Raw genomic sequence first — 23,083 nt, 5'->3', positions numbered from 1 at the left:
CGTTGGGTGGAAGCTGCTCAGGTTGGAGGGTCACCCGAATCGGCTCGGGGGCGGGAAGCACTGTTTTCTCGTTCGGCTCGGGAGGGATCAGTCCGACTGCTAATAAGTCAACTCAGGCTAAGAGCTTGCCGGCGATCAGTCGCTGTCTTGCTCGATCTGGCTCGGCCCAGACAACCTCACCCTCTTTGTGTTGCACCGTCCCAAGCGCTGCACCAGCAATGCGTTGGAGATGCTCCACAGGGGCTCTGACCACAGCAACCCGGCGATTTCCACGCGCGCGGCTAAACCATGCAGCCATGTCAGCCGCAAGGGTGACGTCGTCGTCATCTGCAAAGCCCGCCGATGCCTTCAACACCACGTGACTTCCTGGACATTCCTGGGCATGAAACCAAAGGTCACCAGGTCGTGCCCGCCGAAGACTGATCCAGTCGTTTTGACGATGATTTCGGCCCACTTGGATCAATAATCCCGCCGGGCTTCGGATCTCGAGGGGCTGAGGGTCCACGCGACGCGATCCCTGACGACGGCGGCGGCGAAGCCGTTTTGGAGCCAACAGATCATCCAACTCTTCTCGCAGGTCTAAAAGGCTTTTTGTACGCGCCTCCATCCCATCCCAATCAGCACCAATCAGCTCTTCGAGAAAGCTTTCACTGCCCTCGAGTAACACCAGCCGGCTTTGGTGATGCTGCAGCCGTTCTTCCAACGCCGGGATAGCCCGTCTAAGTTTTCGCGCTCTGCCGTATAGCTTCTGGGCGCGATCGATGGTCTCCCGATTCGGACTCACCTGACACAACAACGCATCACCCTGTTGTTGCAAGTCATCGGCACCGCCCGTCTCCTCCAAGCCAGCTCTCTGGTCGGCTAACAGGGCCTCCTCACGGGTCCTTAACTGCTTGAGCTGCTTTTGCAAATCCTGAGTGGCACGATTCAACTCCTGACGTTGAAGAACGGTGGCGTAGTACTCGCCCAAACGCAGGCTGAGGGGCTGCCCCTGTTTTGCAAGATCGGCCAACAACTCCCCTTCAGACCTCGCTGCTGACGCAGGCTTCCATACGCGATAGGAATTGGGCCCATCAAATTGCAGAGCAAAGCTGTCGGTTTCAAGCGCCTGCAACCAGCACTGCCAACGCTGTCGCAACACCTGCCACTCCTGCTCGCTCAGCTCATGAACGCTGGTCGCCAATCGCGCTCTGGCAGCGTCTTCATGCTCGTCAGCCAGATATCTCGCCAACACCGGACTGATGCCCTGGTAGGCACTGCGCATCGCCTTTTCCAGGCTTAACGGCAACAGTTCCAAGCGCTCTCTCCAGCGCTGCTCAGGCTCATCCAGCCGAGGAGCAATGCCTTGAAGGGCCGGAGGAGAGCTGTAGAGATCACCCGTGCCAATCGGCCTCACTCTCGACTGGTGCGTGCGGACCTGGCGTGCGATCGCAGTGATGCGTTGCCGGTCATCCAGCAACAACAAATTGCTGTGACGCCCCATGAGTTCGAGCACCAAGGTGCGCTGGGGAGCCTGTCCAGGTCGAGGTGCCAACTGAAAGTGCACGACCCGTTCAAACCCTTCCTGACACAGCTCTGTCAGCGCGAGTTGGCGGAGTCCATGCTGAATCTGTTGCGCCAGCGTGCTTCCTGCACCCTGCTTCGGTGGCGCGGAGATTTCAACCAGTCGGGGAACTTCTGCTTTCCAGCTCAGTTCCAACCAAATCATTCCTCGCAGGGTGCGAAATCCGAGCTGAAGCGTCTGAGGATCGGGCTGTTGAGCTTTCTCAAACCGGCTGGGCAGCAATCGGGCACGTAAATCCGCCAGCACAGCCCTCAGGCTGGTGAGATCCATCACTTGCGGACTTTGGCTGGCCATGACTTGCCTGAGAAGCAGGCTGAACAGGAAGCCTTCCTACCCTGCGATGCAGTCTCAAGCAACGTATGGCTCCTGATCGATCAATCGCCAGGCCCACGGTGCTCACCGGCCCAAGCGGCGTCGGTAAGGGCACCTTGGTCGCTCGCCTAAGAGAACGTCATCCAGAGATATGGCTCTCCGTGTCGGCCACTACGCGCGCTCCGCGCAGTGGAGAAATCGATGGAATTCACTATTTTTTTCACTCCAAAGATCGGTTTAACGAACTCGTTCAAAGCGGCGGTTTGCTGGAGTGGGCTGAATTCGCTGGAAACTGCTACGGCACACCTCGACAACCCGTCAGCGAACGCCTAGCCAATGGAATTCCCGTGCTGCTTGAAATTGAATTAGAGGGGGCAAGGCAGGTGAGAAACAGTTTGCCGGAAGCAATCCAAATTTTTCTTGCACCACCAAGCGTTGAAGAGCTTGAGAAACGAATTCGCGGCCGCGGAACCGAAGCAGAAGAGGCGATCCAGCGTCGTCTTAAGCGAGCACAAGAAGAGTTAGCAGCACAAACAGAATTTGATGCTGTAATCGTCAACGACGATCTTGAAACAGCTTTAGTCGCTTTAGAAAAGCAGATGAACCTGACCATCTCTTAACTAAAAAAGGGGCCTTTCGGCCCCTTTTGATCACTTTATGAACTGAACGATCAGCCCATGGGGTGGAAGAGGAGATCAGGGAAAAAACGATTCCACTCGATCAAGATTCCGGCGGTGAGAGTGAACCAAATCGCGGCAACGACTGGTGCAGTAGTAAGAAATTTCTTCATCGTGAGAAAGATAAGGACGTCGTGGTGCGAGTTCAGCGAGGAGAGATGGTCACCTTGTCATCGCTTTCAAGCAATTTGCCGCTCGTAAGCTCACCAAAAGCAGCGATAGGCCAAGTGGCGGATGCCAACAAGGACTTGAAGGCAAGAGAGACATCGATTTGAATCTCTTTCATGTACTGCTCCTTGGTACCGCGAGTGCCTTTGAGATACTCACGACCTGCCCAGCCAATGCAGCCAGTGATGTAGAGGAACATCAGGCCTGGAAGGACGAAGTCACCGGCATGGCTCCAACGGCCATCCACGATCAAATGAGGCAAGCCATCTTCACCGCAAACGGCTTCGCTATACATCTCGAAACGAGCCTTAGCTTGAGGTGTGGCGGCAGCGCTTGCACGCTGCTGAAAACGGGCACTTTCGGCGCAGGGTGTCAAACCCGCTACATCAGCCTTGGCGACGGGTGCAAAGCCGAACACCAGCAGGGCCGAGAGCGCAAGAGCGAAGAGACGACGCATCGGAACGGTTCCTGTTGAGCCTGCCCTAAAGCGGCAGGATGTCACAAACGGACAGTAGGGGAGCCCCCTCCATCTTCATGCCCACAGTGCTTGCCCTCGAAACAAGTTGTGACGAGTCAGCCGCGGCGGTGCTCCGTCAGGAGGGCGACCAGCTCACGGTGTTGTCCCATGGCATCGCCTCCCAGGTGGAAGAACATGCGCAATGGGGTGGGGTCGTTCCTGAGATTGCCTCGCGCCGGCATGTGGAAGCGCTCCCAAACCTCGTAGAACACGCTTTAAAAGACGCCGGTCTCGTTGCTGCCGACCTCGATGCCATCGCGGCGACCGTGGCACCTGGCCTGGTGGGAGCCCTCATGGTGGGCTCCATCACAGGGCGAACATTGGCCGCCCTCCATCAGAAACCTTTTCTCGCCGTGCACCATCTCGAGGCACACCTGGCATCCGTGTTCTTGGCAGATCACCCACCACATGCGCCCTATCTGGTGCTTCTCGTGAGTGGCGGGCACACCGAACTCATTCGGGTGGATGAAGTTGGAGCAATGGAACGCCTAGGACGCAGCCATGACGATGCGGCCGGCGAAGCTTTCGACAAAGTGGCTCGACTCATGGGCCTGGGCTACCCCGGCGGTCCTGCGATTCAGGCCATTGCCGTCGAGGGTGATGCCAAACGGTTTCGGTTACCAAAAGGACGCGTTTCCAAACCAGGAGGAGGCTTCTACCCCTATGACTTTTCATTCAGTGGGCTGAAAACTGCGGTGCTTCGACACGTGGAAGCGTTAAGGCGTGAGTCGGAGGATCTTCCTCTTGCTGATCTCGCGGCCAGCTTTGAACAGATCGTGGCCGATGTGTTGGTTGAGCGAAGCCTGCGCTGCTGCCAGGAGCAGGGGATTGATCACTTAGTGATGGTCGGGGGCGTTGCCGCCAACCATCGCCTGCGTTCCCAAATGCAAGCTGTTGGTCAATCAAAAGGGGTGTCCGTGCACATCGCCCCATTGGCCTATTGCACAGACAACGCAGCAATGGTTGCCGTAGCGGCATTGCGTCGACTCTCTAACGGCGTTCAACCCAGCTCTCTAGAGCTCGGAGTCGCAGCGCGGTGGCCATTAGAGCAAGCATTAAGCCTTTATGGCTCAAAGCCCCCCTTTTAAAATTATTCTCTTAAGGTGACGTCCCCCGAGATCTCACCGATGGCTCCGAAAACCGATCTCCAAGCAAAAGTTGCGTCAGAGCCCATCGATCCCATCGAATTAAATGCTTGGAAGCGAGGATTTACTCCTCAAGCTGAAATTTGGAATGGACGCCTCGCCATGCTCGGACTATCCATCGGCATGGCAACACTCTTAATTGTCCGGATGTTTAACAGCGCAGCCTGAATACTCTTAACTCCTACCTCTTAACGCCTGAGTCAGTTCATTAGGACGAGGACTGACGGCGATGGCCTTTTCAGCTTCGACTTGCCCAGATTCAACTAAACGCTGCAATGACTGGTTGGCAGTCATCATTCCATCAAACTCGCTTCTCTGCATGATGTCTTCGACATCATCTAGCGCCCCTTTCTTAATGTAATCCTTGCAGGCATCAGTATTAATCATTAGGTCATGATAGGCGGCACGTTTTCCGCCATGACTTTGAATTAATCCTTGTGAAATAATTCCCATCAGTGATTCTGCCAAAGATAGACGGATACTTTCCTGCTCCTCAGGTTGGTACATCCCAAGGACACGTTCAACGGTTTTAACCGCAGAGTTTGTATGCAAAGTTCCAAACACAAGATGTCCAGTCTGAGCTGCTTCCATGGCGGTACTGAGCGTTTCTTTGTCACGTATTTCACCAACCAAAATCACATCAGGATCTTCACGCAGCGCTGCTCTCAAAGCATGATGAAACTGGAGCGTATGACGCCCCACCTCACGCTGTCGGATTAAAGATTGCCGGCTTTGATGCACGAATTCGATGGGATCCTCAATGGTAAGGATATGCCTACTCTGATTGTTGTTAATCCAATCAATCATCGCTGCCAACGTAGTGCTTTTACCTGAACCGGTTGGGCCAGTTACAAGCAGCAAGCCTTTGGGATATGCACAAAGATCTTGCAGCACAGGTGGCAGCTTTAGATCATTCAGTGACAGGATCTTTTGAGGAATGAGCCGCAACACCATCGCCGCACCCTGTAAAGCATCAAACAAATTGATGCGTACCCTCACAAAAGAAAAGGCATGAGCCCCATCGAACTCTTTGCACTGTCTGAAGTGGTCGATCTGTTGGGGAGTCAGTAATTCTCCAAGCCAGTCCTGAAACTCACCGGGTTCGGTGGGAGGCCAATCGGAGCAAATAATCTCACCTCGAGCTCGAAATCTTGGACTCTCCCCGATTCCAAGATGAACGTCGGAATGCCCCTGTTCGTGAGCGACACGAACGATCTGCTCTAAAGACGGGGCTTGTGAAGCCAATGACTCTGAAGCTGGAGAAGGAGATTGAGATGGTGTGAACGTTGGCCGCGCTGGGAGACCAGGAGGAAATACGGGCTGACTCATGCTGATGGTGTCCGCGACGTGCAGCATCGCGATGCTGCACGATCTGGCAAGTTGATGCCAAGTCTTCCCGGGGGAAGCACTCGTAGGATTGACTCACAATCTTGATGGTTATGGCTCGCCTGCCACGCGTGACAATTGTCTTGGGCACGAGGCCTGAAGCCATCAAATTGGCGCCTGTGATCCAAGAATTCCGGGCCTGCAAGTCTCTCGAAACCCGAGTCGTACTGACAGGTCAGCACAGGGAGATGGTGTCTCAAGTCATGGATTTGTTTGGCCTGAGCGCTGATCTGGATCTCAATCTGATGACGCCACGGCAAACCCTCACACATGTGACCTGTGCGGCGCTGCAGGGCTTGCGTGATGACTTTCAAGCATTTCCTCCAAATCTCGTACTGGTTCAAGGAGACACAACCACGGCCTTTGCTGCTGCTCTCTCCGCCTTCTACGAACAAATCCCTGTTGGTCACGTCGAGGCCGGACTGCGTACGGACAATCTTCTTGATCCTTTCCCTGAGGAAGCCAACCGTCGCTTGATCTCGCAAATTGCCCATCTTCACTTTGCTCCCACTAAGCAATCAGAAGCAAACCTTCAAGCATCTGGGGTTGTTGGGCGCGTGCTGCTCACGGGCAACACCGTGATCGATGCCCTGTTGCGCATGTCTGAACGCGCTCCAACCTTGAGCGACTTAAGCATCGATTGGGACGCGCAAAGGGTGATTTTGGCCACCGTTCACCGCCGCGAGAATTGGGGTGAACGCCTCAAGAACATTGCGGATGGAATGCTGCGTGTCCTCGATAGCCATCCCGACACCGTGTTGCTGTTGCCCTTGCATCGCAACCCAACCGTGCGTGAGCCCCTCCAGGAATTACTGGGGGACCATCCACGTGTAGTGCTGACCGAGCCACTGGATTACGACCGCTTGGTCGCAGCCATGAAAGGCTGCACTCTTCTACTCACTGACTCCGGTGGGTTGCAAGAGGAAGCACCAGCTCTCGGGAAACCGGTTCTTGTTCTCCGTGAAACCACGGAACGCCCCGAAGCCGTTGAAGCTGGAACAGCCCGATTGGTGGGGACTGACCCAACAACGATTCACCGTGAAGCATCCCTGTTATTAGAGAACAGCGAGGCCTATAACGCCATGGCAAAAGCCGTGAATCCCTTTGGCGATGGCCAGGCGAGTGGAAGGATCCTCGAGGCTGCCCTTGAACTCTTGGCAAGCTGAAGCAACACTGAGTTCTTGCGGTGCCTACCGCTGGTTGTTGCATCGGCCCATTCCATCCCGTGAACCAAGCGCGGGACAGAGACGGTTGCTGCTGTTCATTGGTCTGAATCCGTCACGCGCCGATGGACGTCGAGACGACCCCACCCTGAGACGGCTTCAAGGATTTGCACACCACTGGGGGTATCACCATCTCGTGGTCCTCAATCTGTTTGCCCGCATCTCCCCATCCCCCTCCCTTCTATGCAGGTGCGCAGAGCCCATTGGCGCTGACAATGATCAGACCTTGCGCAGCTGGTTCCAACAGTGGGCTCAACATCCCACATGGGATCTCTGGCTGGGATGGGGGGTTGGCGGCGGTTTTAGGCAAAGGGATGAGGCCGTGTTGAACATGTTGAACGACGTCAGCGATCAACGAGGAGTGCTTCCACCCCCCTTTGTGACTGGATTGACCAAAGCGGGCTACCCCCGTCACCCTCTCTATCTTCCAAGTGAGGTGCAGAGAGTTGCCTGGGCAGTACGGTTCCTAGATGAACCGCACTCCGCGCCGGTATCGGATCTCCCTTCACCTGTCTGGGGGGCAGAGCGAAGTGGTGCATTTCACATCCCTTGAGCAATTCCAGGATTGGTATCAAGGCCTGGTCAATGCCAGTGCTGAAGGGGCTTTTGTCAATGTTCCCCTCAGTGATCTAGACGGCGAATTTCTGGTTGTGCGTCCGGATGCCGTCATCGGAATGCGGGTTGAACCGCAATACGCCTTGATCGATGACGCCTGAGCGCTTAGGGCTGCTTTGGGGCATCACTGTCTTTGCGGGTGCAGGGGCGCGACTGCTAGCTGCTTTATCCAATCTTCCTGGCGTGGTTTTGCTGCTGCTTTCAGGATTGCTGATCGGGCGCTCTGGCCTAGGGCTCGTTGAACCTCTCGATCTTGGACAAGGACTGCAAACCATCGTTGGCCTATTGGTGAGCTTGGTGTTATTTGACGGAGGTCTCAACCTTCGCCTGCCAGGAGACACGATCAAAGCCACCGTGCTGCGCATCTCAGTCCTGAGAATCTTTATTTCTCTCGGTGCGGGAATCCTGGCGGCACATTGGCTCGCAGGCCTGAGCTGGTCCTTAGCTGCCGTGTTTAGCGCCATCGTGCTGGCCACTGGGCCCACCGTGGTGACCCCGATCGTGAAACAAATTCGCTTGGCCCATCCCCTTGGCGATGTGCTGGAAGCGGAAGGACTGCTGCTCGAGCCCATCGGCGCTGTGTTGGCACTGCTGCTTCTGGAACTAGCGCTGGGCGACCTACACGGCTGGCGTGAGTTGGTGCAGGGCCTGCTTGCACGCCTCGGAGGGGGCGTGCTGATTGGTGTCACAGTTGGCTGGCTGTTGTCAGAAGGATTACGCCGCCTGACACCTTCTCAAGCCGTCGGATTGCGCCTACAGCTGACGCTTGGGGCACTATTCCTCATGTTTGGGATAGCCGAATGGCTCCTTCCAGAATCAGGGCTACCGGCATCCGTTGCAGCGGGCGTCGTAGTCGGTCGTCGCTCAACCGAAGAAGCCGGTCAGCTCGATGAATTGATCCGAGAGTTGGCTTCACTCGCCATCACCATGCTGTTTCCTCTGTTGGCAGCAGACGTGTCCTGGGCTGAGCTCAGCCCACTCGGATGGGGTGGTGTGAGCTGTGTCCTGCTGCTCATGTTTGTGGTCCGTCCAGTCGCCGTGAGTGTGGCCACAGTCGGATTGCCCTTGGTTTGGCGTCAAAAATTATTCATGGCCTGGCTGGCCCCACGAGGAATCGTGACAGCAGCCGTGGCCTCATTGTTTGCCATCCGCCTTGAGCAAGCTGGAATTTTGGGTGCAGGGCGACTGCAAGGGTTGGTCTTCCTCACCATCTTGATGACCGTGGGTATCCAAGGATTAACAGCACAACCCTTGGCGCGCGTTCTTGGGCTGATTGCCGAGAGTCCAGAAGACTCCGAATCCTCGGCTTCTGTTTCATCAGAAGCAGCGACGCAAGCGCTCCCGATCGTTCCCGAGTCTGGCCAGTAACGCCCAAGTGGTAATGAGGTCTGGCCCCTGAAGGCCACCGAGCAAGGCAGCCCTGAGACTCTTCATCAAGACGCCCTTCTTCACACCAGCGGCGGCGGCGGCCTCTTTGAGCAAGGTTTGGGCGCGCTCCAGATCAAGGCCGTCCCATGCATTCAGTTCAAGAGCGGACAGCAGAGCTTGAAGAGCAGGACGAGCTCCTGCTTGCTCAAGTTGCTTCAATCCGTCCTCTTCCAAGGGAGGTTCTTCAAAAAACGGCCGAGCTTGTGTGACTCCGTCTTCGATCAAGGTGAGCGACGGCCCGAGCAAAACGGCTAAGTCGTGAGCCCAAAGAGGATCGTTGACAACCCAACCTTGTTGCTGCCAGCGAGGCTGCAGTGCTGCGAGAAGTTCAGCTGGAGACCAACCATGTAAGACCTGAGCATTCAGCCAGTTGAGCTTGTCCCAATCGAATTTGGCGCCGGCTTTATTCACCCGATCAAAACTAAAAACCTCGGCTGCATCTCGGAGCGTGAACCGCTCCTCCATTCCCTCTGGGACAGACCAACCAAGCAGGGTCATGTAATTGGCTAAGGCCTCTGCTGTGTAACCCATCGCCTGAAAATCACCAATGGAGGTCACGCCATCACGCTTGGAGAGCTTGCGTCCTTCTGGATTGAGGATCAAAGGCGTATGAGCAAAACTTGGGCAGTTCAACTGGAGAGCCTGGTAAAGCAGCAGTTGTTTGGCCGTATTAGAAATGTGATCTTCACCGCGAATGACATGGCTGATGGCCATAGCGGCGTCATCAACCACCACAACAAGGTTGTAAAGGGGGTTACCAATCGTGTTCGCAGGAGCACGTCTGGCGATCACCATGTCTCCACCGAGGTCGGCGCCACGCCATTGCATCGGACCACGCACCATGTCGGTCCAAGCGATGGTGGCTTCGTCCTCAATCCGAAAACGAATCACCGCCTCGCGCCCTTCAGCGCGATAGCCCTCTTCCTGTTCAGCACTGAGTTGACGATGACGGTTGTCATAACGGGGAGGCTTACCTGAAGCCCTCTGGGCTTCACGCATGGCATCCAATTCCTGCTCGCTGGCATAACAGCGATAGGCAAGACCTTGAGCGAGCAATTGGCTGATTGCAAGGCGATGGGCTTCGATCCGCTCGCTTTGAATGACCGGTTCCTCATCCCAGTCCAGGCCAAGCCAACGCAAACCATCAAGAATGTTTTGGGTGAACTCTGGCTTGGAGCGCTCCTTATCCGTATCTTCAATTCTCAGCAAAAATTTGCCGTCTTGGTGACGGGCAAACAACCAGTTAAAAACAGCCGTACGAGCCGTTCCGATGTGAAGCGTGCCGGTGGGGCTTGGGGCCAGACGAACGCGAACCGTCACTAAGCCGGGGGAATGAAAACGGGACCGACGGGATTCGAACCCGCAACTTCCGCCGTGACAGGGCGGTGCTCTAACCGATTGAACTACGGTCCCAGGCTGGACTCAGTTGAGGGAGAACTACCCACAAAGAGTGACCTTTGCCGCTCACGCGGACTTGGTCAGTATCAACTGCCGCCCTGCCCTCCGTCAACACACTCGAGGAGACACCAATGTTTCCTGAGCTTTTCAGCTTTGATCTTGAGGCTCACTGGTCTAATCGAAACAGCACGACGCTTCTCCACTGGCCAGGCTCAAGACAAACCACCAGGGATGTAGCCCTGAAAAGGCCATGGTTTTGGTGAATGCACGCAACCCCATCGTTGCGAGATCGAACCCTTCCTCAGTGATCGTGAACGCGTTGACAAAAAAAGCCTCCCCGTCTGGGGAGGCTTAAGAACCAAAACAGGTCAGAAACAATTGGCTTAGGGACTACTAAATCCAGCTGGTTCAATCAAACGCACTTGATTACCTCGAGCCGTGAATTCACGGCCTTGATCGCTTTGGACAACGACTCGTCCACCGGACTTGACGCGAATCACTCGTGCACGAACCCAGCCGAGAGCGGCTGATTCGAGCACTTTGACCACATCACCAGGTTGAAGATCTAACTCCATGCTCGAAATCAAGAAAACTGCAAGTAAGGGGTCATCGGACGCGCCGTGGAGGACTTGAACCCCCGACATCAGGTTTTGGAGACCTGCGTTCTACCAACTGAACTAACGGCGCAAGGCGATGAACCCCTAAGCCATCGAAAAACGATGGCATTAATTCGTTGAAGCGAAAGCCTCAGCGATCGAAGCGCTGCTTCACGCGAGTGGCCTTGCCCACCCGGTCTCGCAGATAAAAGAGCTTCGCACGCCTTACTTTACCGCGACGCTCAATTTTGACCGAAGCCACTTGAGGGCTATGCAGCATGAAAACCCGCTCTACACCAATTCCTTGGAAGATGCGTCGCACCGTGATGGTTTGGTTGAGACTCCCGTGGCGCTTAGCGATTACGACGCCCTCATAGGGCTGAACACGGTCTTTGTTGCCCTCGCTGATGCGAACACCAACACGAACGGTGTCACCGACGTAAATCTCAGGAAGATCACTCTTCAATTGAGCGTCTTCGAATTCTTGAATCAGCGCAGCAGCACTCAACTTCTTCGAATTTTTCGACGTTGATTTTTCAGCAACAGCAGTTGCACCGCTGGTCGCCTCAGTGGCTTCGTCCACAGACGTCTCTATCGGGTCAACCGCCATCCCAGCTCCTGGTAACACGCCAAACAACCACCTTACCCCCCAGCCTCCTTCCGAGACGCAATCCACTGCCTTCGAAAGCTTTGCAAGAGGAGCCAGGCTCCAGTCGCAAGCATCCATAACAACCCGACCGCGTTGAGAAGGACCACGATGGGCTCAAGGACAGGCCCAAGCCACTCACCCTCGTGGATGGTCATCAACCAGTGGACCTGCTCACGACTCAATCCTCCCCAGTCCTTAGCCAATCGATAGGTCACGCCTGTACTGACAGTGACCAGCAGAGGGAGCACAACAAGAGGCGCCATCCAGCGATGCCATTGGCGTACGCGAACCAATAAGCGGGCCACCGTCGATCCCTCCATTGCAATTGATAGCGTGACAGGAAGACTGTCTGTAGAGCTTCCGCTGACGCGGCTTGCTTTAACGGCCTGAAACAAGAAACGCCGAAACACGATGAATTTGTTCGCTGACCTCCTGGCCTCCACAAAGGTCTCCCCTGTCACCTCCACCGGCCCCCGCATCCAGCAGCGACGTGGCGTAGAAATCAAATCAGCTCGCGAGCTGAAGATCATGGCAAAAGCCAGTTCCATCGTCGCCACAGTTCTGCGCGAAATTATGGAACTGGTGGAGCCCGGCCAAACCACAGGTGACCTTGATGCCCATGCGGAGCGACGCATCCGGGAGATGGGCGCAACCCCAAGCTTTATGGGTTACCACGGCTTCCCAGCCAGCATCTGCGCCAGCATCAACAACGAGGTGGTGCACGGCATCCCCAGCAACAAGCGTGTGATCCATGCTGGAGATCTACTCAAAGTGGATACGGGGGCCTATTTCGACGGTTACCACGGAGATAGCTGCATCACCGTTTGCGTTGGTGACGTCTCTGAAGATGCCCGCAAGCTCAGTCGGGTCGCCCAGGAGTCACTCATGGCTGGACTCTCCCAGATCCGTGCCGGGAACACGCTTCTAGATATTGCTGGAGCAGTCGAAGATCACGTCAAAGCCAACCAATTCAGTGTGGTGGAGGATTACACCGGCCATGGAGTGGGACGGAATCTCCACGAAGAGCCATCAGTGTTTAACTTCCGCACGAACGATCTTCCTAACGTCAAATTGCGTCCAGGCATGACCCTTGCCGTTGAGCCCATCCTCAACGCAGGAAGCAATGCCTGTCGCACCCTCAAAGACCGCTGGACCGTCGTCACCAAGGACGGCAGTCTTTCTGCTCAGTGGGAACACACCATCGTGGTGACGTCTGATGGATGCGAAATCCTCACCGATCGGGGGGATTGATCCTCAAGGCGCGGCAATAAACCCTTCGAACCAATTCGACGAAAGGCATTAGAAGGTAAGTGAGTGGATTGGGGGTGACGATGATCAAGTTCACCCCTAGGTTTGCTTGCCAAATCACCTGATTGGCGACAAATCCAGAGGTCAATAGACCAATCGGATTGAGATTGGACCGAAACGGCCCGAGGATGAGTTTGCGTAACCGCAGGGCCTTTCCTTGCGATGCGCTGCGATTGTTCCAACGCAAGCTGACCAACTCACCGATCAATCTCTTGCTCAACTCATAGCCAGGGCTCAAGGCCGGTTGGATTTCAGCCTCTGAGGTGTTGACCCAGAGCTCCCGTGGCTTTTCGCGATTTTGGTCTTGATCAGCAATGGTCTCGAATTGCTGCATCAAACGCCAATGGCTGAATGCATTCACCTCAAGGGTTTTGGAGAGAGTCTCTGGACACTGATCACCCCCTGGGTTCATGCCGTGGTTCAAGACCAGCACATCAACATTTTTAAGAATGGGCTCCAGCTGACGCTCCTCTCCGCAAGACCAACGAACCCACTCTTGAGCCTCATCAATCGACGCTTGGACTTTTGGAGGCGGACTGTGGCTCAGGCCAATCACCCAGGCACCCTCTCCGATCAGTGCCTTGGTTAAAGCCCGTCCAAGCGCGCCGCTCGCTCCAGTGATTCCCACCGTTCGGCCGGCCCAACGTCCTGACTGGAGTGGAGCGGAGGAAGGAGATGCCTGATTGGCCATGAAAGGGATTTTGAATCGGGGGGAAGCAACCTGGCCGAAACCATTCAGCTCTTCACCGCCTCAACGATGACAGCACGACGGGGCTTGACCTCTAAATTGCTGAACACGCCGGGACCTCCTGCATGGGCAACACACTGCTGATCGGATCCTGTGAGCCGTTCAGCGGCAAATCCGCTCTCGTACTCGGATTAGCCCGCCATCTTTTGTCTGAAGGACGGACTGTGCGCTTTGGCAAACCACTCGCCACGAGTCTCGAGTGGACGGCCAAAGGCTCTCCTCTGCCTGATCCGCTCATCGATGACGACGTGCGTTTCGTTGGCACAACCCTTGGGCTCGATGAGACCCGCTTGATACCTTCTCTTCATCTGCTCTCTCCAGAAACCGCCGACACCCGCTTGCGGCAGGGGAATTTGGATGCGGGAACAGGACTCGAGATGTTGCTGAAGGATCTTCAAAATGATCCAAACAGCTTCACGATGCTCGAGGCAGCGGGAAGCCTGCATGAAGGCCTGATGTACGGCCTCAGCCTCGTACAACTCGCTCAGGGACTTGATGCCCCTGTGATCCTTGTGCATCTTTGGCAAGACAGCCGCAGTGTTGATGCCCTACTTGCAGCGCAGCAACAGCTCGGCGATCGACTAGCCGGTGTTGTTTTGAATGCGGTGACGCCCGATGAAGTTGAGGAGTTGAACCAACACGTTGTGCCGGCTCTACAGGCACTGGGATTGAAGGTTTTCGGGGTCATGCCCCGATCTCCACTTCTGCGCAGCGTCACCGTTGGAGAGCTGGTGCGACGTCTTGATGCCCGAGTGATTTGTTGCAAAGAACGCCTCGAACTCCTGGTTGAGACCCTGAGTATCGGAGCCATGAATGTGAATTCTGCGATGGAATTCTTCAGGAGGCGGCGCAACATGGCGGTCGTGACCGGAGCCGATCGCACCGACATTCAACTCGCAGCATTGGAGGCCTCAACACAGTGCCTGATCCTCACCGGCGCTGGAGAGCCTCTCCCCCAACTCGTCAATCGTGCCGATGAATTAGAGGTCCCACTTCTGAAGGTTGAACACGACACCCTGGCCACCGTTGAAGTGATCGAACAGGCCTTTGGACACGTGCGTCTCCATGAAACAGTGAAGGCCACCTATGCCTTCCGACTCGTTGAAGAGCATTGCAACCTGGGTGAATTATTTCGTGCGATTAGCTGAGCATTGACGCAGCGTTCAACGCAGCACGCTTCTCTCGAGGGGCGCTGCTAGCGTTTGCAATCGCCAGTGGGATGTCATTGAGCCGCTCTCTTGATCTTCCTGCACTTGACAGGGTCGACACACTTGCCCAAGAACTTGCCCTTCTTCAGGACAAGGGGAAGCGGAGAATTGCAATTCTTGGCAGCCGCCACGTGCCCGTCGTCGCGATTCACTTAGTAGAACTAATTGCTCGGTCCCTGGCGCAAGAGGGGCATACGTTGCTGACCTCTGGCTCTCAGGGTGTGAACGCAGCCGTGATTCGGGGTGTTGTAGCCGTTGATCGAGAGCGACTGACCGTACTGCTCCCCCAGAGCCTCGATCGACAAGTCCCGGAAATTCGTGACCAGCTGGATCAAGTCCTCCATCTGATCGAAAAACCGGAGCATGATGATTTGCCACTCCCTATTGCCAGCAGTCTCTGCAACCAAGAAATCATTAACCGTTGTGATCAATTGATTTGTCTGGCGTTTCATGACAGCGAAACGCTTTTAGCGAGTTGCAGGAGCGCAGAAGACATGGGGAAAGTGGTCAGTCTTCTGTTCTTCGACTAATCATTTCGATCCCTTCAGTGGGGCTCCAGCTCTACGAACCAAGGATTGATCGTTTGGCCGGTCAAGCCGCTTGAAGGAGGGCCTTCAGACCTTCTAAGTACAAAATGCCCGTGCAAAAGAGCGCCGAAGCCCAACACAAACCTCTCAAGGGTGCAATGTTGCCGACATAGGCACCGATATAAATAAGACGCAAGATCGGTTGAATCAGCGCAACAACAGCTGCGATGCCCGGCAAAGGTCCGGTTTGAAGAGCAGCGATTAAAGCCAATAACGCAGCGGGAGCATGCAGGCCAAATGATTCAAAACTGTTCTGATGGGCCCAACTGGCCCGCTTGCCCCAGGCCGGCAGACGATCAAACATCGCCCTTGGCGCATCCATGTCAGCCATGGTGAAGTCAGCCTGGGAGCGCGCCGCACCTAGAGGAACGATGCTTGCAATCACAACAGCACCAGCCAGCACAAGGGACCAGGCGTAGGGAGCAGCTGGAGCAGCTGTAAACAACGCAATTAAATCCATGGGCATGCCAAAAGCAAATCCTTTCTAAACAGCAATCGTCCTGATTGTGACGTCCTTCCACCACCCAAGTTTTCCCGTCCAACGGTTCGATGCAAGGCCTCAGCGAGAGCCAAGGACAAGACCCGAACAGGAGACAGATCTAAAAGCGAGGAAAGTAAGCCTATCTATGAGGCTTCGCGAAAGTCACAACTTCAATTGTTTAGGCAAGTTAAATCAATTGCCAAAGCTCAGCTATTATCAATGACTTAGAAAGGCCACCAAACCGAACAAAACAACTCTAAATCAATACTAAAATTTTCAAGAGTTACCTGGAAACATATCAATCAGCTGCAGCACTTTCATGAAATATTTTTACGTATGCAACAAGAACAACTAAAAGTTTTCCATCAAGTCGTGTTTTCAATCGCTAAGGGGCTTCCGAATCGCTCACATCGGACCCAGAGCCAACTTCCTCACTGAGGCTTTGACCTGGACGCCAACCGCTTTCCCAGATCTCCCTGCATTGAGTATTGAGGGTGTCCCGCGTTAAGCCCCAGCCAGCAACAACTTTCCCTAAGTCTGTCTTGATGTCATCAGCTCCAGGGAACTCTCCGTAACGCGTGGCAAGTCTTGCTGCGGAGGTGAGCTGATCGGGGCCTGGAGCGCCCTCAAAACCAAGCAAGGAATCCAAAATGTCCCGATCAGACGCATAGAGCGGATGGGTTTGCTGAATCTCTTCTGCCATAAAAATTGAGCCTCAAAGCGACGACGCAGGAAGAGCCAGACATCCCTGAAGACACTCAAGCGCATGAGGAATACACAGCCAAGTCGTCAACGGCCACGCTTCGTGACTTGAATCAACCCAACTCAGGGGAAAACACTGCTGACCGAAGCACTATCAAAGTGCTGGGTACGCACTCATAACACCCCAACAAATAAAAGCAGCGACACTGCCCCAAACCAAAAGGGACGCTCCAAGCAAACGAAATCTGTTTTCATTCTTTGGAAGTACAAGCTGGTGATTCATTCGATAAGTCCCTCAACCCCTTTACTGACAGCGCCCGTCACTGGTCGCAAGCAATTCACAGGGTTAGCTGACAATGATGTCAAGCTGAAAGAGTGTGTCTAAGTTGCGCGAAACGTGAGATCTAAATGGGCTTCGACAAAGGAGATAAGTTCATCGATGACGCGAAGCAACGCGCCCACGATGCAATTGGTGAATCCAATCCAAAACTCACCTCCCTTGAAAAGGGCTTCTTGCACGCGATGAAGCGGCGCCAGGCCCGCGAAAAGCATGCCCGGAAAGGAAGCTGAGACGCCTCCACATCCCGCTTTCCAGCGAAAACAGCTGCTTCAAGCGGAACCATGAAGAAAGAATGATTCCCTAGCCTCAGAACCTCTAAACATAAAGTTGATTCAGCAATAAAATATTATTTAAATAACTCAAAATGGATAAACATCTATCTTTAATTGTCATAATTTCAAAATATTGTCTTGTCACTTTATTTTTTGATCTTATTTTTGATCGTTGACATGACATCTTTGTCCCATGATCACCGAGGCGTTAGGTCGGTGGTGCTCCGTAGCGATCACACCTCGACTACAAGCTGAGATCACTCTCTCTGATCCATCTCGAGGCCATCCGTGTCCTAAGGGGAGGTCTGTTGAAGGCCTAGAAGACTGCGGCAGCTGGGTTTTGATGCGATTGGATTCCATTGGGTCCAATTCGAATGTTTGAAATCCGTAAAATCCCATTACGATATTGAACCGTCTTGGATTGAGATGCTCAGATCGATTGTTTCGCTGATCTTCGCTGCAGTGATGTGGGTACAGGTTCCACAATGGTCAAACGATTGGTCAAAGTGCGCCGTAGACGTTCCTGATACGGCATGCCACTGGTATGTCGTTGCACCTGACAACACCTTTGGCGAAGGATTCAGCTGGGCCAACGCTCCCTGGTTTAGCGCCGAAGGACTCCTGGATATCGGCGATCTCACTGACACCATGAGCAACATTCACCTCGGAGCCGTTGAAAACGCTTAATCAAACATACGGAACCAAAACAATGCTGCGTCGCTTTTAGGACTGCGCTTACTTTTTTACAGTAATCGGGAACTGAATAGTTCAAAATCTAGATCTATTCAGTTTACCTGCCTTTGATACTAAGCAAGAATACTATCTCTTTGTTTTTTATCGAAGCAAATCTCAGCGTGTCCAAGTCTTATCCAATAAGGAAAGAGCTTTAGTTAATCAATTTGAATAGTGCGTACGGAATGAATCTATTCCAATCCCGAATCGGCATAGTCAACATTATCAATACATCGGCCTGATTATCAGGCTGGAAAAAGTTGTTTCGGATTGATTCCTTGGAGATTCACAATTTCAAACCCCTAAGTCAAAAACATATTAAAATCCAATCAACTAAAAAGTTAATTCAAGCCTCTCAACAGAGCAAAATTGCAATGTTTCAGACACATCAAAACGTTTGCAGAAAGAGTATCCACACGAAATCTTCTCTATCCGTCGATTGTTCAGCTTGTGAACGACATATATTAAACCCATTAAAAGATTCCAATAAATAGCCCAAAACGAAGTCCCAGACTATTAAAATAAATGGGTGAATTATTTTTTCTTCAAATAAGGCAAGTCACTTGGCTGAGAGAGGGTATAGACAACAGCTGCTGTAATCAATGCACCTACGGCCAGCATTGCGTAAATCCAAACAGAATAATCAGTCATCAGTTAATCCCTAAAACGCCAAAAGTGAATTGACTCACAATGCCATGACCTGTCAAGGCTTCCGTGAGTAGACCAATTGCAAATCCGAGCATGGCCAAGCGACCGTTGAGAAGCTCAGCCGCAACAAATTGCCTAGAACTATTTTTCTCTGAAGCGTCATCCTGGAACCAAACGGCTTGGGACTGAGAGGAGGAGTCCATCGGCTTTGAATACATACATACACTTTACCCGCTTTGCAACGTTTTACGAAGCAGCGCCATGCGCCCCATCCAACCCACTGACTCCTTGTTGTTGCGCGAGATTTACGTGGACGCCATTCAAACGCAGGCTTGTCAGACCTACAGCCCTGAACAAATAAAAGCTTGGGCAAACCTTGCTTGGCTACCAGGGCTTTTAGATCGCACCTTTGAAGAAGGCCAAGGCTGGATCAGTGGGGTCGATGCTGCATTCGCGATTCGCTATCCCGCCAACCGACTGTCAATGCTGTACTGCCGAGGTCGGTCATCTCGACAGGGGCATGGCTCAGCTCTTCTTAAGGCCATTGAATGCGACGCCCAACGTATGGGAATCAAACGGTTGCAGACAGAGGCCAGTCTCCTCAGCCTGCCCATGCTGGAACAAAGGGGCTGGCTGATGATCGCTCCTGAGCCATTCACGATCGCTGGTGTGCCTTTCGTGCGTTTCCAGATGGAAAAACTATTGGACTGAGTCATACCCCTATCGCGAACCGCAGAGCGTTGAGCCTCGCCCCTCACGCTGTATCTGTTTTTCCACACGATTTCTAAATCGAGACAGACCTTTCCTCGAGAAATTGCTTCTACCAAAATCCATCACGCAGTGAGCGCATGATCAGTCATGAAATGTCGCAACTTCGGAGTTAGAACAAGAAGTCGCCTATTACACGTAATAAACCCTTTCTATGACTGGATCATGAACTAAATAAGCTTGAATACTTCAAAAGGGAATAACGAAATAAATCGTGCTGCACGCACGAAAAGAGCTCTCAAACCAAGCCCTGAAAGCTGAGCTCGACCTCCAAAACAGCCGCCATCAACGCCTGTGGAAAAGTTGTGGAAAGTCATGGGAACGTTTGAGATCACCGCTTTTCTGCCCTGTTTTAAGGGCGATGCTTGCTCCAATATGCCGTTCTAGATCATCTACAAATTGCTAATAGGTAGGCAGGAATAAGCCAAGACTTTTACCTCGAGATCCACCTCGTTTTCACGATCGATTGAATCAGGTCTGGTTGCCACCAAACATGTCTTCATACCCCTCGTAGGGGTCATATTCAGCCCATCCAGGACTGGCTTGATCCAAAAGTCCGTATTGGCCATCAATCATCTGTGTCCTTGTATTCCCGTAAGGGACGGTGTTGCAGGTCACGCCTCCCCCAGCAACAGGCTGGCAGTCGTTGAAGCGAACCTGACCCTCTACTGAGACACCAACCAGTGAAACGAAGCCAATAACAAGAGGAACAACTGCCTTGCAACGCGCATTAAAACGTCGATAGATCGGCATGAGCTGATGGACAACTAAAGCCAGTTTGACGCCATCGACCATCAAAAGCCCTGACACTGAACATTGACAGCCGTCAAAAACTTGACAGCATCTTTCCCACGTCCAGCACGGAGCTGCACCATGACGAGATCAGATTGAAGGCCCAAAAGCATGGTTTGACACGGATAACGATCGCGAGCTGACGCACTGCGCTGCAGCTGTTCAGAACGAATCAGGGCCTGCTGACAGCTAGCGATTCGCTCGAAGCGAAAACAGTCCAACGCCACAGGATTCACGCTCCTCAGCGAGGCCGCTGAGGCGGCGCCCACGAAAGCACCACCAACGACCAACAGAATTGCCCCAGAAATCGCAATCTCCTGAGAGGATGCGGCAGCTATTTCTCGGATCGGATGTACACCGACTGGACTGCTGTCGCCCTTCTGCTGTTCACCACTGTGCCCTTGCTGGCCGTCGTGGTGACCGCCGCCTTCTTTATTTGGCAACAGAGGAAGAAACAACTGCGTTAAGGGGCTCAGAGCGGGCCGCAGAGTTCTGAAGTCCAAGTGCTGGCAGCGGCATGCCTAGCTCTTGATTGTGACTCTTAATGGGCTCGCCTTGACCCAAACAATCGAGACAGGTGCGAAAACGCTTGTCATTGATCCGCTGAATTCCACTACCGCCGCAGCTTCTGCAGGTCATCGTTCCTGTTGCCATTTCAAGACTTTTAGTTTGAGGCCTTTTTTCAGCTGTAATCCCGAACTTTTCCTGAAGAATCAGCCCCAACAATGAATGACGTGAGCTTGTCCTCACGCACTCTCAGCTCCTCCAGCAATTCTTCAGCTGAAATCGCACAAGCGGGAGACACCAGACCAAGAGATGCGGCCAATTGGCCAATCACTTGTGCGGCCGCTTCTCCACGATCACGCAGCGAGCTCAGACCTGTCGCATGATCGCGTTTTGACAGTTTTTGGCCGGAGGCATCAAGGAGCAACGGCACATGCCCATAGCGCGGAGAGGTCATCCCCAACGACGTAATAACAGCCCTTTGGGCAGCGCAGACCGACACCAGATCTTCCCCTCGCATCACCTCGTTGATGCCCAACGCCAATTCGTCTATGGACGTTGCCAAGTGATAAGCGATCACTCCATCAGCGCGACGAAGAACGACATCTCCAACCACTGTGTCGAAAGGCTCAGCAACGCGCAGTCTCCAGGCCGGTAATCGCGCATCCCTCAAGCCCCAGCCTTGATCAAGCCGGCTGCATGTTCCCGGATAAATGGCTGCACCACCAAGCTCACGGCGACTGCAGCGACAGGGATAGAGATAACCCTGCCTCCGAAAGGTTGAGAGGAAGGATCCATATAGTCCCCGTCGTCTGCTCTGCAGGACGAGGGGGCCATCCCAGTTGAGTCCTAGCCAGCGAAGATCTTGCAGCACAGACTCAATGGCTCCAGGACGAATCCTTGGGGTATCAAGATCATCGACCCGCAATAGCCATTGCCCATTGCTGAGTCGGGCACGCAACCAAGACAGCAGGGCCGTCCTCACATTGCCGAGATGCAGTGGACCGGAGGGAGTCGGTGCAAAGCGGCCCCGATAGCACTGTTGGCGAAGTCTCTGGCCGTTTTGCAGGACTTGACTTAGATGATCGGGCAGCTGAATAGCCATCGATACTGCTGATCATTCAGATCAACAAAAAAGGGTGATCCAACGACCACCCCACCATCATCATCGAAAGAGCTGTGACCTAGCCCTGGACACGGTCTTTGAACATTTTGCCAGCAGTAAATGCGGGTACACGCTTGGCAGGGATTTTGATTTTTTCACCAGTTTTAGGGTTCAGGCCCTGACGAGCAGAACGCTCGCGTGGTTCAAAGGAACCAAAACCAAGGATTGAAACTTTTTTCCCTTCGACAACGGAATCAATGATGGTGTCGATAGCGGCGTCAACGACGAGGGAGACGTCCGTTTTGGTGAGTTCGGTGCGAGCAGCAACCAGGTTGACGAGGTCAGCTTTGTTCATGGAAGGAGTGGTTTGGAGCGAGAGCGCGCTGGTTGACGTTGCGGAGATCAACATCCGCACGGCTTCCCTGAGCGTGCCAATCGTATGGAGTTCAGCGCCTAGAGGCAACCGAAAAACACTGTGCCGCAATGCATTCACCGAATCAGTCTTGAGAAATCAGGTCTGATTGATCAAGACTCCAATGATCAAAAGGAGCTAAACGCCCACCTCGCAGAGCCCCAAGCCCTGCTCCAGAAGCAAGTGCTGGACTGGATTCTGGAGGAATCCAGTCGCGCAGTCGCTGAAGACTGATCAGCTGTCTCGGCCAATGAAACGTGCGTCGATGACGCAGAGGAGCCAGCTGATTTTCCTGAACCGGAATTAACAATCGTCCGCAAAACAGCACATCCAGAGGGGCTGGAGCGTGCACAACACAGCTTCCTGGTGTCGGTCCTGGCGTCCAAAGCAGCCTTAAACCGGAGGTTGTGATGTGGGAATCAACAAAAGTCTCAAGGGGTTGAACGCCTGGCAACAAGTAAGCCTCTTGCTCCTGAACCAACACAGGCCATCCCAATCTTTCTTGCAAACGACGAAGGCGTCCATGCCCCTCTCGACTCGTCAAAAGAATCCGCGCTGGACGATCAGAAGCCAGGTCATGCAGGGCTTGAAGGGTGGCCTCGGTCAGCGGCGGGCAATCGATCAGAACGGGTTCTGGATCCACATCGAGCCACCAAGACGACCCGCCGCGACAGTCTCGATTGGGAGGAAACAACCAAAGGTTGTTCAAGATTTGCTGAGGTGGTCGGCCTGACTCCAAAGCCGAGGTCATCGTCATTTCGGTGGAGTTCCATCACACCCTCTACTTTGAGGGAAGTA

General features: G+C 53.7%; 30 protein-coding genes and 2 tRNA genes. 13 read left to right on the top strand and 19 right to left on the bottom strand.

Annotated elements, in window-relative coordinates; genetic code table 11:
- Positions 1-112 precede the first annotated feature (112 nt).
- The gene (locus SynMVIR181_RS09850; RefSeq protein ID WP_186589117.1) at positions 113-1,858 is read right to left on the bottom strand and encodes an NFACT family protein; all 1,746 of its coding nucleotides are present in this window, start codon (positions 1,856-1,858) and stop codon (positions 113-115) included.
- A gap of 65 nt (positions 1,859-1,923) precedes the next feature.
- Here SynMVIR181_RS09850 and gmk point away from each other — a divergent pair, with 65 nt between their 5' ends.
- Positions 1,924-2,496: a guanylate kinase gene (gmk, locus tag SynMVIR181_RS09845; protein WP_186523706.1), complete on the top strand. Its 573-nt coding sequence runs from the start codon at positions 1,924-1,926 to the stop codon at positions 2,494-2,496.
- 50 nt (positions 2,497-2,546) lie between these two features.
- Here the strand turns inward: gmk and psaJ are convergent, their stop codons facing one another.
- On the bottom strand, positions 2,547-2,666 hold the full coding sequence (gene psaJ / locus SynMVIR181_RS09840) for a photosystem I reaction center subunit IX (protein ID WP_011620067.1): 120 nt from the start codon (positions 2,664-2,666) through the stop codon (positions 2,547-2,549).
- Between the two features lie 32 nt (positions 2,667-2,698).
- Positions 2,699-3,178 carry a Photosystem I reaction center subunit III gene (locus tag SynMVIR181_RS09835; protein WP_186523707.1) on the bottom strand — a complete coding sequence of 160 codons (480 nt, stop codon included), beginning with the start codon at positions 3,176-3,178 and terminating at the stop codon, positions 2,699-2,701.
- Between the two features lie 77 nt (positions 3,179-3,255).
- Here SynMVIR181_RS09835 and tsaD point away from each other — a divergent pair, with 77 nt between their 5' ends.
- A complete protein-coding gene (gene tsaD / locus SynMVIR181_RS09830; protein ID WP_186589116.1) occupies positions 3,256-4,326 on the top strand; it encodes a tRNA (adenosine(37)-N6)-threonylcarbamoyltransferase complex transferase subunit TsaD in 1,071 nt (356 codons plus the stop codon).
- A gap of 39 nt (positions 4,327-4,365) precedes the next feature.
- Positions 4,366-4,551 (top strand): chlorophyll a/b-binding protein, encoded by a 186-nt coding sequence (locus SynMVIR181_RS09825; protein ID WP_186589115.1) that lies wholly within the window; start codon positions 4,366-4,368, stop codon positions 4,549-4,551.
- 6 nt (positions 4,552-4,557) lie between these two features.
- On the opposite strand, the gene SynMVIR181_RS09820 is transcribed toward SynMVIR181_RS09825, so the two are convergent.
- Positions 4,558-5,712 carry a type IV pilus twitching motility protein PilT gene (locus tag SynMVIR181_RS09820; RefSeq protein WP_186590611.1) on the bottom strand — a complete coding sequence of 385 codons (1,155 nt, stop codon included), beginning with the start codon at positions 5,710-5,712 and terminating at the stop codon, positions 4,558-4,560.
- Between the two features lie 110 nt (positions 5,713-5,822).
- Between SynMVIR181_RS09820 and wecB the strand changes: the two genes are divergently transcribed.
- The 4 genes from wecB to SynMVIR181_RS09800 are packed head-to-tail and all read left to right on the top strand — an operon-like array spanning position 5,823 to position 8,975.
- Positions 5,823-6,935 carry a non-hydrolyzing UDP-N-acetylglucosamine 2-epimerase gene (gene wecB / locus SynMVIR181_RS09815; protein WP_186589114.1) on the top strand — a complete coding sequence of 371 codons (1,113 nt, stop codon included), beginning with the start codon at positions 5,823-5,825 and terminating at the stop codon, positions 6,933-6,935.
- The gene (locus tag SynMVIR181_RS09810; protein WP_255444247.1) at positions 6,916-7,545 is read left to right on the top strand and encodes a DUF1643 domain-containing protein; all 630 of its coding nucleotides are present in this window, start codon (positions 6,916-6,918) and stop codon (positions 7,543-7,545) included. Before wecB ends, SynMVIR181_RS09810 begins: the two co-directional genes overlap by 20 nt.
- Positions 7,463-7,708 (top strand): hypothetical protein, encoded by a 246-nt coding sequence (locus SynMVIR181_RS09805; RefSeq protein ID WP_186516103.1) that lies wholly within the window; start codon positions 7,463-7,465, stop codon positions 7,706-7,708. The genes SynMVIR181_RS09810 and SynMVIR181_RS09805 overlap by 83 nt, the downstream gene beginning before the upstream one ends.
- Entirely contained in the window at positions 7,698-8,975 is a 1,278-nt protein-coding gene (locus SynMVIR181_RS09800; protein ID WP_186589112.1) for a sodium:proton antiporter, read from the top strand. The genes SynMVIR181_RS09805 and SynMVIR181_RS09800 overlap by 11 nt, the downstream gene beginning before the upstream one ends.
- Here the strand turns inward: SynMVIR181_RS09800 and gltX are convergent.
- The 6 genes from gltX to SynMVIR181_RS09770 all read right to left on the bottom strand — a co-directional run bounded on the left by gltX (position 8,925) and on the right by SynMVIR181_RS09770 (position 11,998).
- A complete protein-coding gene (gene gltX / locus SynMVIR181_RS09795) occupies positions 8,925-10,355 on the bottom strand; it encodes a glutamate--tRNA ligase (RefSeq protein WP_186589111.1) in 1,431 nt (476 codons plus the stop codon). The two genes, SynMVIR181_RS09800 and gltX, sit on opposite strands and share 51 nt — an antisense overlap.
- A gap of 19 nt (positions 10,356-10,374) precedes the next feature.
- Positions 10,375-10,448: transfer RNA gene (locus SynMVIR181_RS09790), tRNA-Asp, on the bottom strand.
- 368 nt (positions 10,449-10,816) lie between these two features.
- Positions 10,817-11,008, bottom strand: a complete 192-nt coding sequence (locus SynMVIR181_RS09785) for a hypothetical protein (protein ID WP_186516106.1) — start codon at positions 11,006-11,008, stop codon at positions 10,817-10,819.
- A gap of 39 nt (positions 11,009-11,047) precedes the next feature.
- Positions 11,048-11,120: transfer RNA gene (locus tag SynMVIR181_RS09780), tRNA-Trp, on the bottom strand.
- Positions 11,121-11,180: 60 nt separating this feature from the next.
- The gene (rplS, locus tag SynMVIR181_RS09775; protein WP_186589110.1) at positions 11,181-11,639 is read right to left on the bottom strand and encodes a 50S ribosomal protein L19; all 459 of its coding nucleotides are present in this window, start codon (positions 11,637-11,639) and stop codon (positions 11,181-11,183) included.
- A 32-nt stretch (positions 11,640-11,671) separates the two neighbouring features.
- Positions 11,672-11,998, bottom strand: coding sequence for a PepSY domain-containing protein (locus SynMVIR181_RS09770; RefSeq protein WP_186590610.1), 327 nt, complete (start codon positions 11,996-11,998; stop codon positions 11,672-11,674).
- Positions 11,999-12,089: 91 nt separating this feature from the next.
- Here SynMVIR181_RS09770 and map point away from each other — a divergent pair, with 91 nt between their 5' ends.
- On the top strand, positions 12,090-12,929 hold the full coding sequence (map, locus tag SynMVIR181_RS09765) for a type I methionyl aminopeptidase (protein WP_186523714.1): 840 nt from the start codon (positions 12,090-12,092) through the stop codon (positions 12,927-12,929).
- Here the strand turns inward: map and SynMVIR181_RS09760 are convergent.
- Complete coding sequence (locus SynMVIR181_RS09760; RefSeq protein WP_186589109.1) at positions 12,910-13,677, bottom strand: SDR family oxidoreductase; 768 nt, start codon at positions 13,675-13,677, stop codon at positions 12,910-12,912. The genes map and SynMVIR181_RS09760 overlap by 20 nt on opposite strands.
- A 122-nt stretch (positions 13,678-13,799) precedes the next feature.
- Here SynMVIR181_RS09760 and SynMVIR181_RS09755 point away from each other — a divergent pair, with 122 nt between their 5' ends.
- Positions 13,800-14,882, top strand: a complete 1,083-nt coding sequence (locus tag SynMVIR181_RS09755; RefSeq protein WP_186589108.1) for a phosphotransacetylase family protein — start codon at positions 13,800-13,802, stop codon at positions 14,880-14,882.
- Between the two features lie 71 nt (positions 14,883-14,953).
- Complete coding sequence (locus SynMVIR181_RS09750; RefSeq protein ID WP_186525605.1) at positions 14,954-15,472, top strand: DNA recombination-mediator protein A; 519 nt, start codon at positions 14,954-14,956, stop codon at positions 15,470-15,472.
- Between the two features lie 61 nt (positions 15,473-15,533).
- Here SynMVIR181_RS09750 and SynMVIR181_RS09745 read toward each other — a convergent pair whose 3' ends face one another.
- Complete coding sequence (locus tag SynMVIR181_RS09745) at positions 15,534-15,989, bottom strand: MAPEG family protein (protein ID WP_186589107.1); 456 nt, start codon at positions 15,987-15,989, stop codon at positions 15,534-15,536.
- Between the two features lie 406 nt (positions 15,990-16,395).
- Positions 16,396-16,713 carry a DUF3288 family protein gene (locus tag SynMVIR181_RS09740; protein ID WP_186523717.1) on the bottom strand — a complete coding sequence of 106 codons (318 nt, stop codon included), beginning with the start codon at positions 16,711-16,713 and terminating at the stop codon, positions 16,396-16,398.
- A 407-nt stretch (positions 16,714-17,120) separates the two neighbouring features.
- Between SynMVIR181_RS09740 and SynMVIR181_RS09735 the strand changes: the two genes are divergently transcribed.
- Together SynMVIR181_RS09735 and SynMVIR181_RS09730 are read left to right on the top strand one after the other, a co-directional pair.
- Positions 17,121-17,282, top strand: coding sequence for a hypothetical protein (locus tag SynMVIR181_RS09735; protein WP_006853551.1), 162 nt, complete (start codon positions 17,121-17,123; stop codon positions 17,280-17,282).
- 468 nt (positions 17,283-17,750) lie between these two features.
- A complete protein-coding gene (locus SynMVIR181_RS09730) occupies positions 17,751-18,011 on the top strand; it encodes a hypothetical protein (RefSeq protein WP_186589106.1) in 261 nt (86 codons plus the stop codon).
- A gap of 695 nt (positions 18,012-18,706) precedes the next feature.
- Here the strand turns inward: SynMVIR181_RS09730 and SynMVIR181_RS09725 are convergent.
- Complete coding sequence (locus tag SynMVIR181_RS09725; protein ID WP_186523719.1) at positions 18,707-18,907, bottom strand: chlorophyll a/b-binding protein; 201 nt, start codon at positions 18,905-18,907, stop codon at positions 18,707-18,709.
- A 58-nt stretch (positions 18,908-18,965) separates the two neighbouring features.
- Here SynMVIR181_RS09725 and SynMVIR181_RS09720 point away from each other — a divergent pair, with 58 nt between their 5' ends.
- A complete protein-coding gene (locus SynMVIR181_RS09720; protein WP_186589105.1) occupies positions 18,966-19,415 on the top strand; it encodes a GNAT family N-acetyltransferase in 450 nt (149 codons plus the stop codon).
- 528 nt (positions 19,416-19,943) lie between these two features.
- Here SynMVIR181_RS09720 and SynMVIR181_RS09715 read toward each other — a convergent pair.
- The 5 genes from SynMVIR181_RS09715 to SynMVIR181_RS09695 all read right to left on the bottom strand — a co-directional run bounded on the left by SynMVIR181_RS09715 (position 19,944) and on the right by SynMVIR181_RS09695 (position 23,042).
- Entirely contained in the window at positions 19,944-20,225 is a 282-nt protein-coding gene (locus SynMVIR181_RS09715) for a hypothetical protein (RefSeq protein ID WP_186590609.1), read from the bottom strand.
- A gap of 41 nt (positions 20,226-20,266) precedes the next feature.
- Positions 20,267-20,722 (bottom strand): hypothetical protein, encoded by a 456-nt coding sequence (locus SynMVIR181_RS09710; RefSeq protein WP_186589104.1) that lies wholly within the window; start codon positions 20,720-20,722, stop codon positions 20,267-20,269.
- A gap of 224 nt (positions 20,723-20,946) precedes the next feature.
- Complete coding sequence (gene gluQRS / locus SynMVIR181_RS09705; protein ID WP_186589103.1) at positions 20,947-21,873, bottom strand: tRNA glutamyl-Q(34) synthetase GluQRS; 927 nt, start codon at positions 21,871-21,873, stop codon at positions 20,947-20,949.
- Between the two features lie 79 nt (positions 21,874-21,952).
- Positions 21,953-22,228: an HU family DNA-binding protein gene (locus tag SynMVIR181_RS09700; RefSeq protein ID WP_011620102.1), complete on the bottom strand. Its 276-nt coding sequence runs from the start codon at positions 22,226-22,228 to the stop codon at positions 21,953-21,955.
- 142 nt (positions 22,229-22,370) lie between these two features.
- Entirely contained in the window at positions 22,371-23,042 is a 672-nt protein-coding gene (locus SynMVIR181_RS09695; RefSeq protein WP_186589102.1) for an MBL fold metallo-hydrolase, read from the bottom strand.
- Between the last annotated feature and the right edge of the window lie 41 nt (positions 23,043-23,083).

Source organism: Synechococcus sp. MVIR-18-1, from assembly GCF_014279835.1.
In the GTDB taxonomy this organism is placed as follows: Bacteria; Cyanobacteriota; Cyanobacteriia; order PCC-6307; family Cyanobiaceae; genus Synechococcus_C.
The sequence above is the reverse complement of the archived record's forward strand: the minus strand, read 5'-3'. Positions and strand labels throughout refer to the sequence as shown.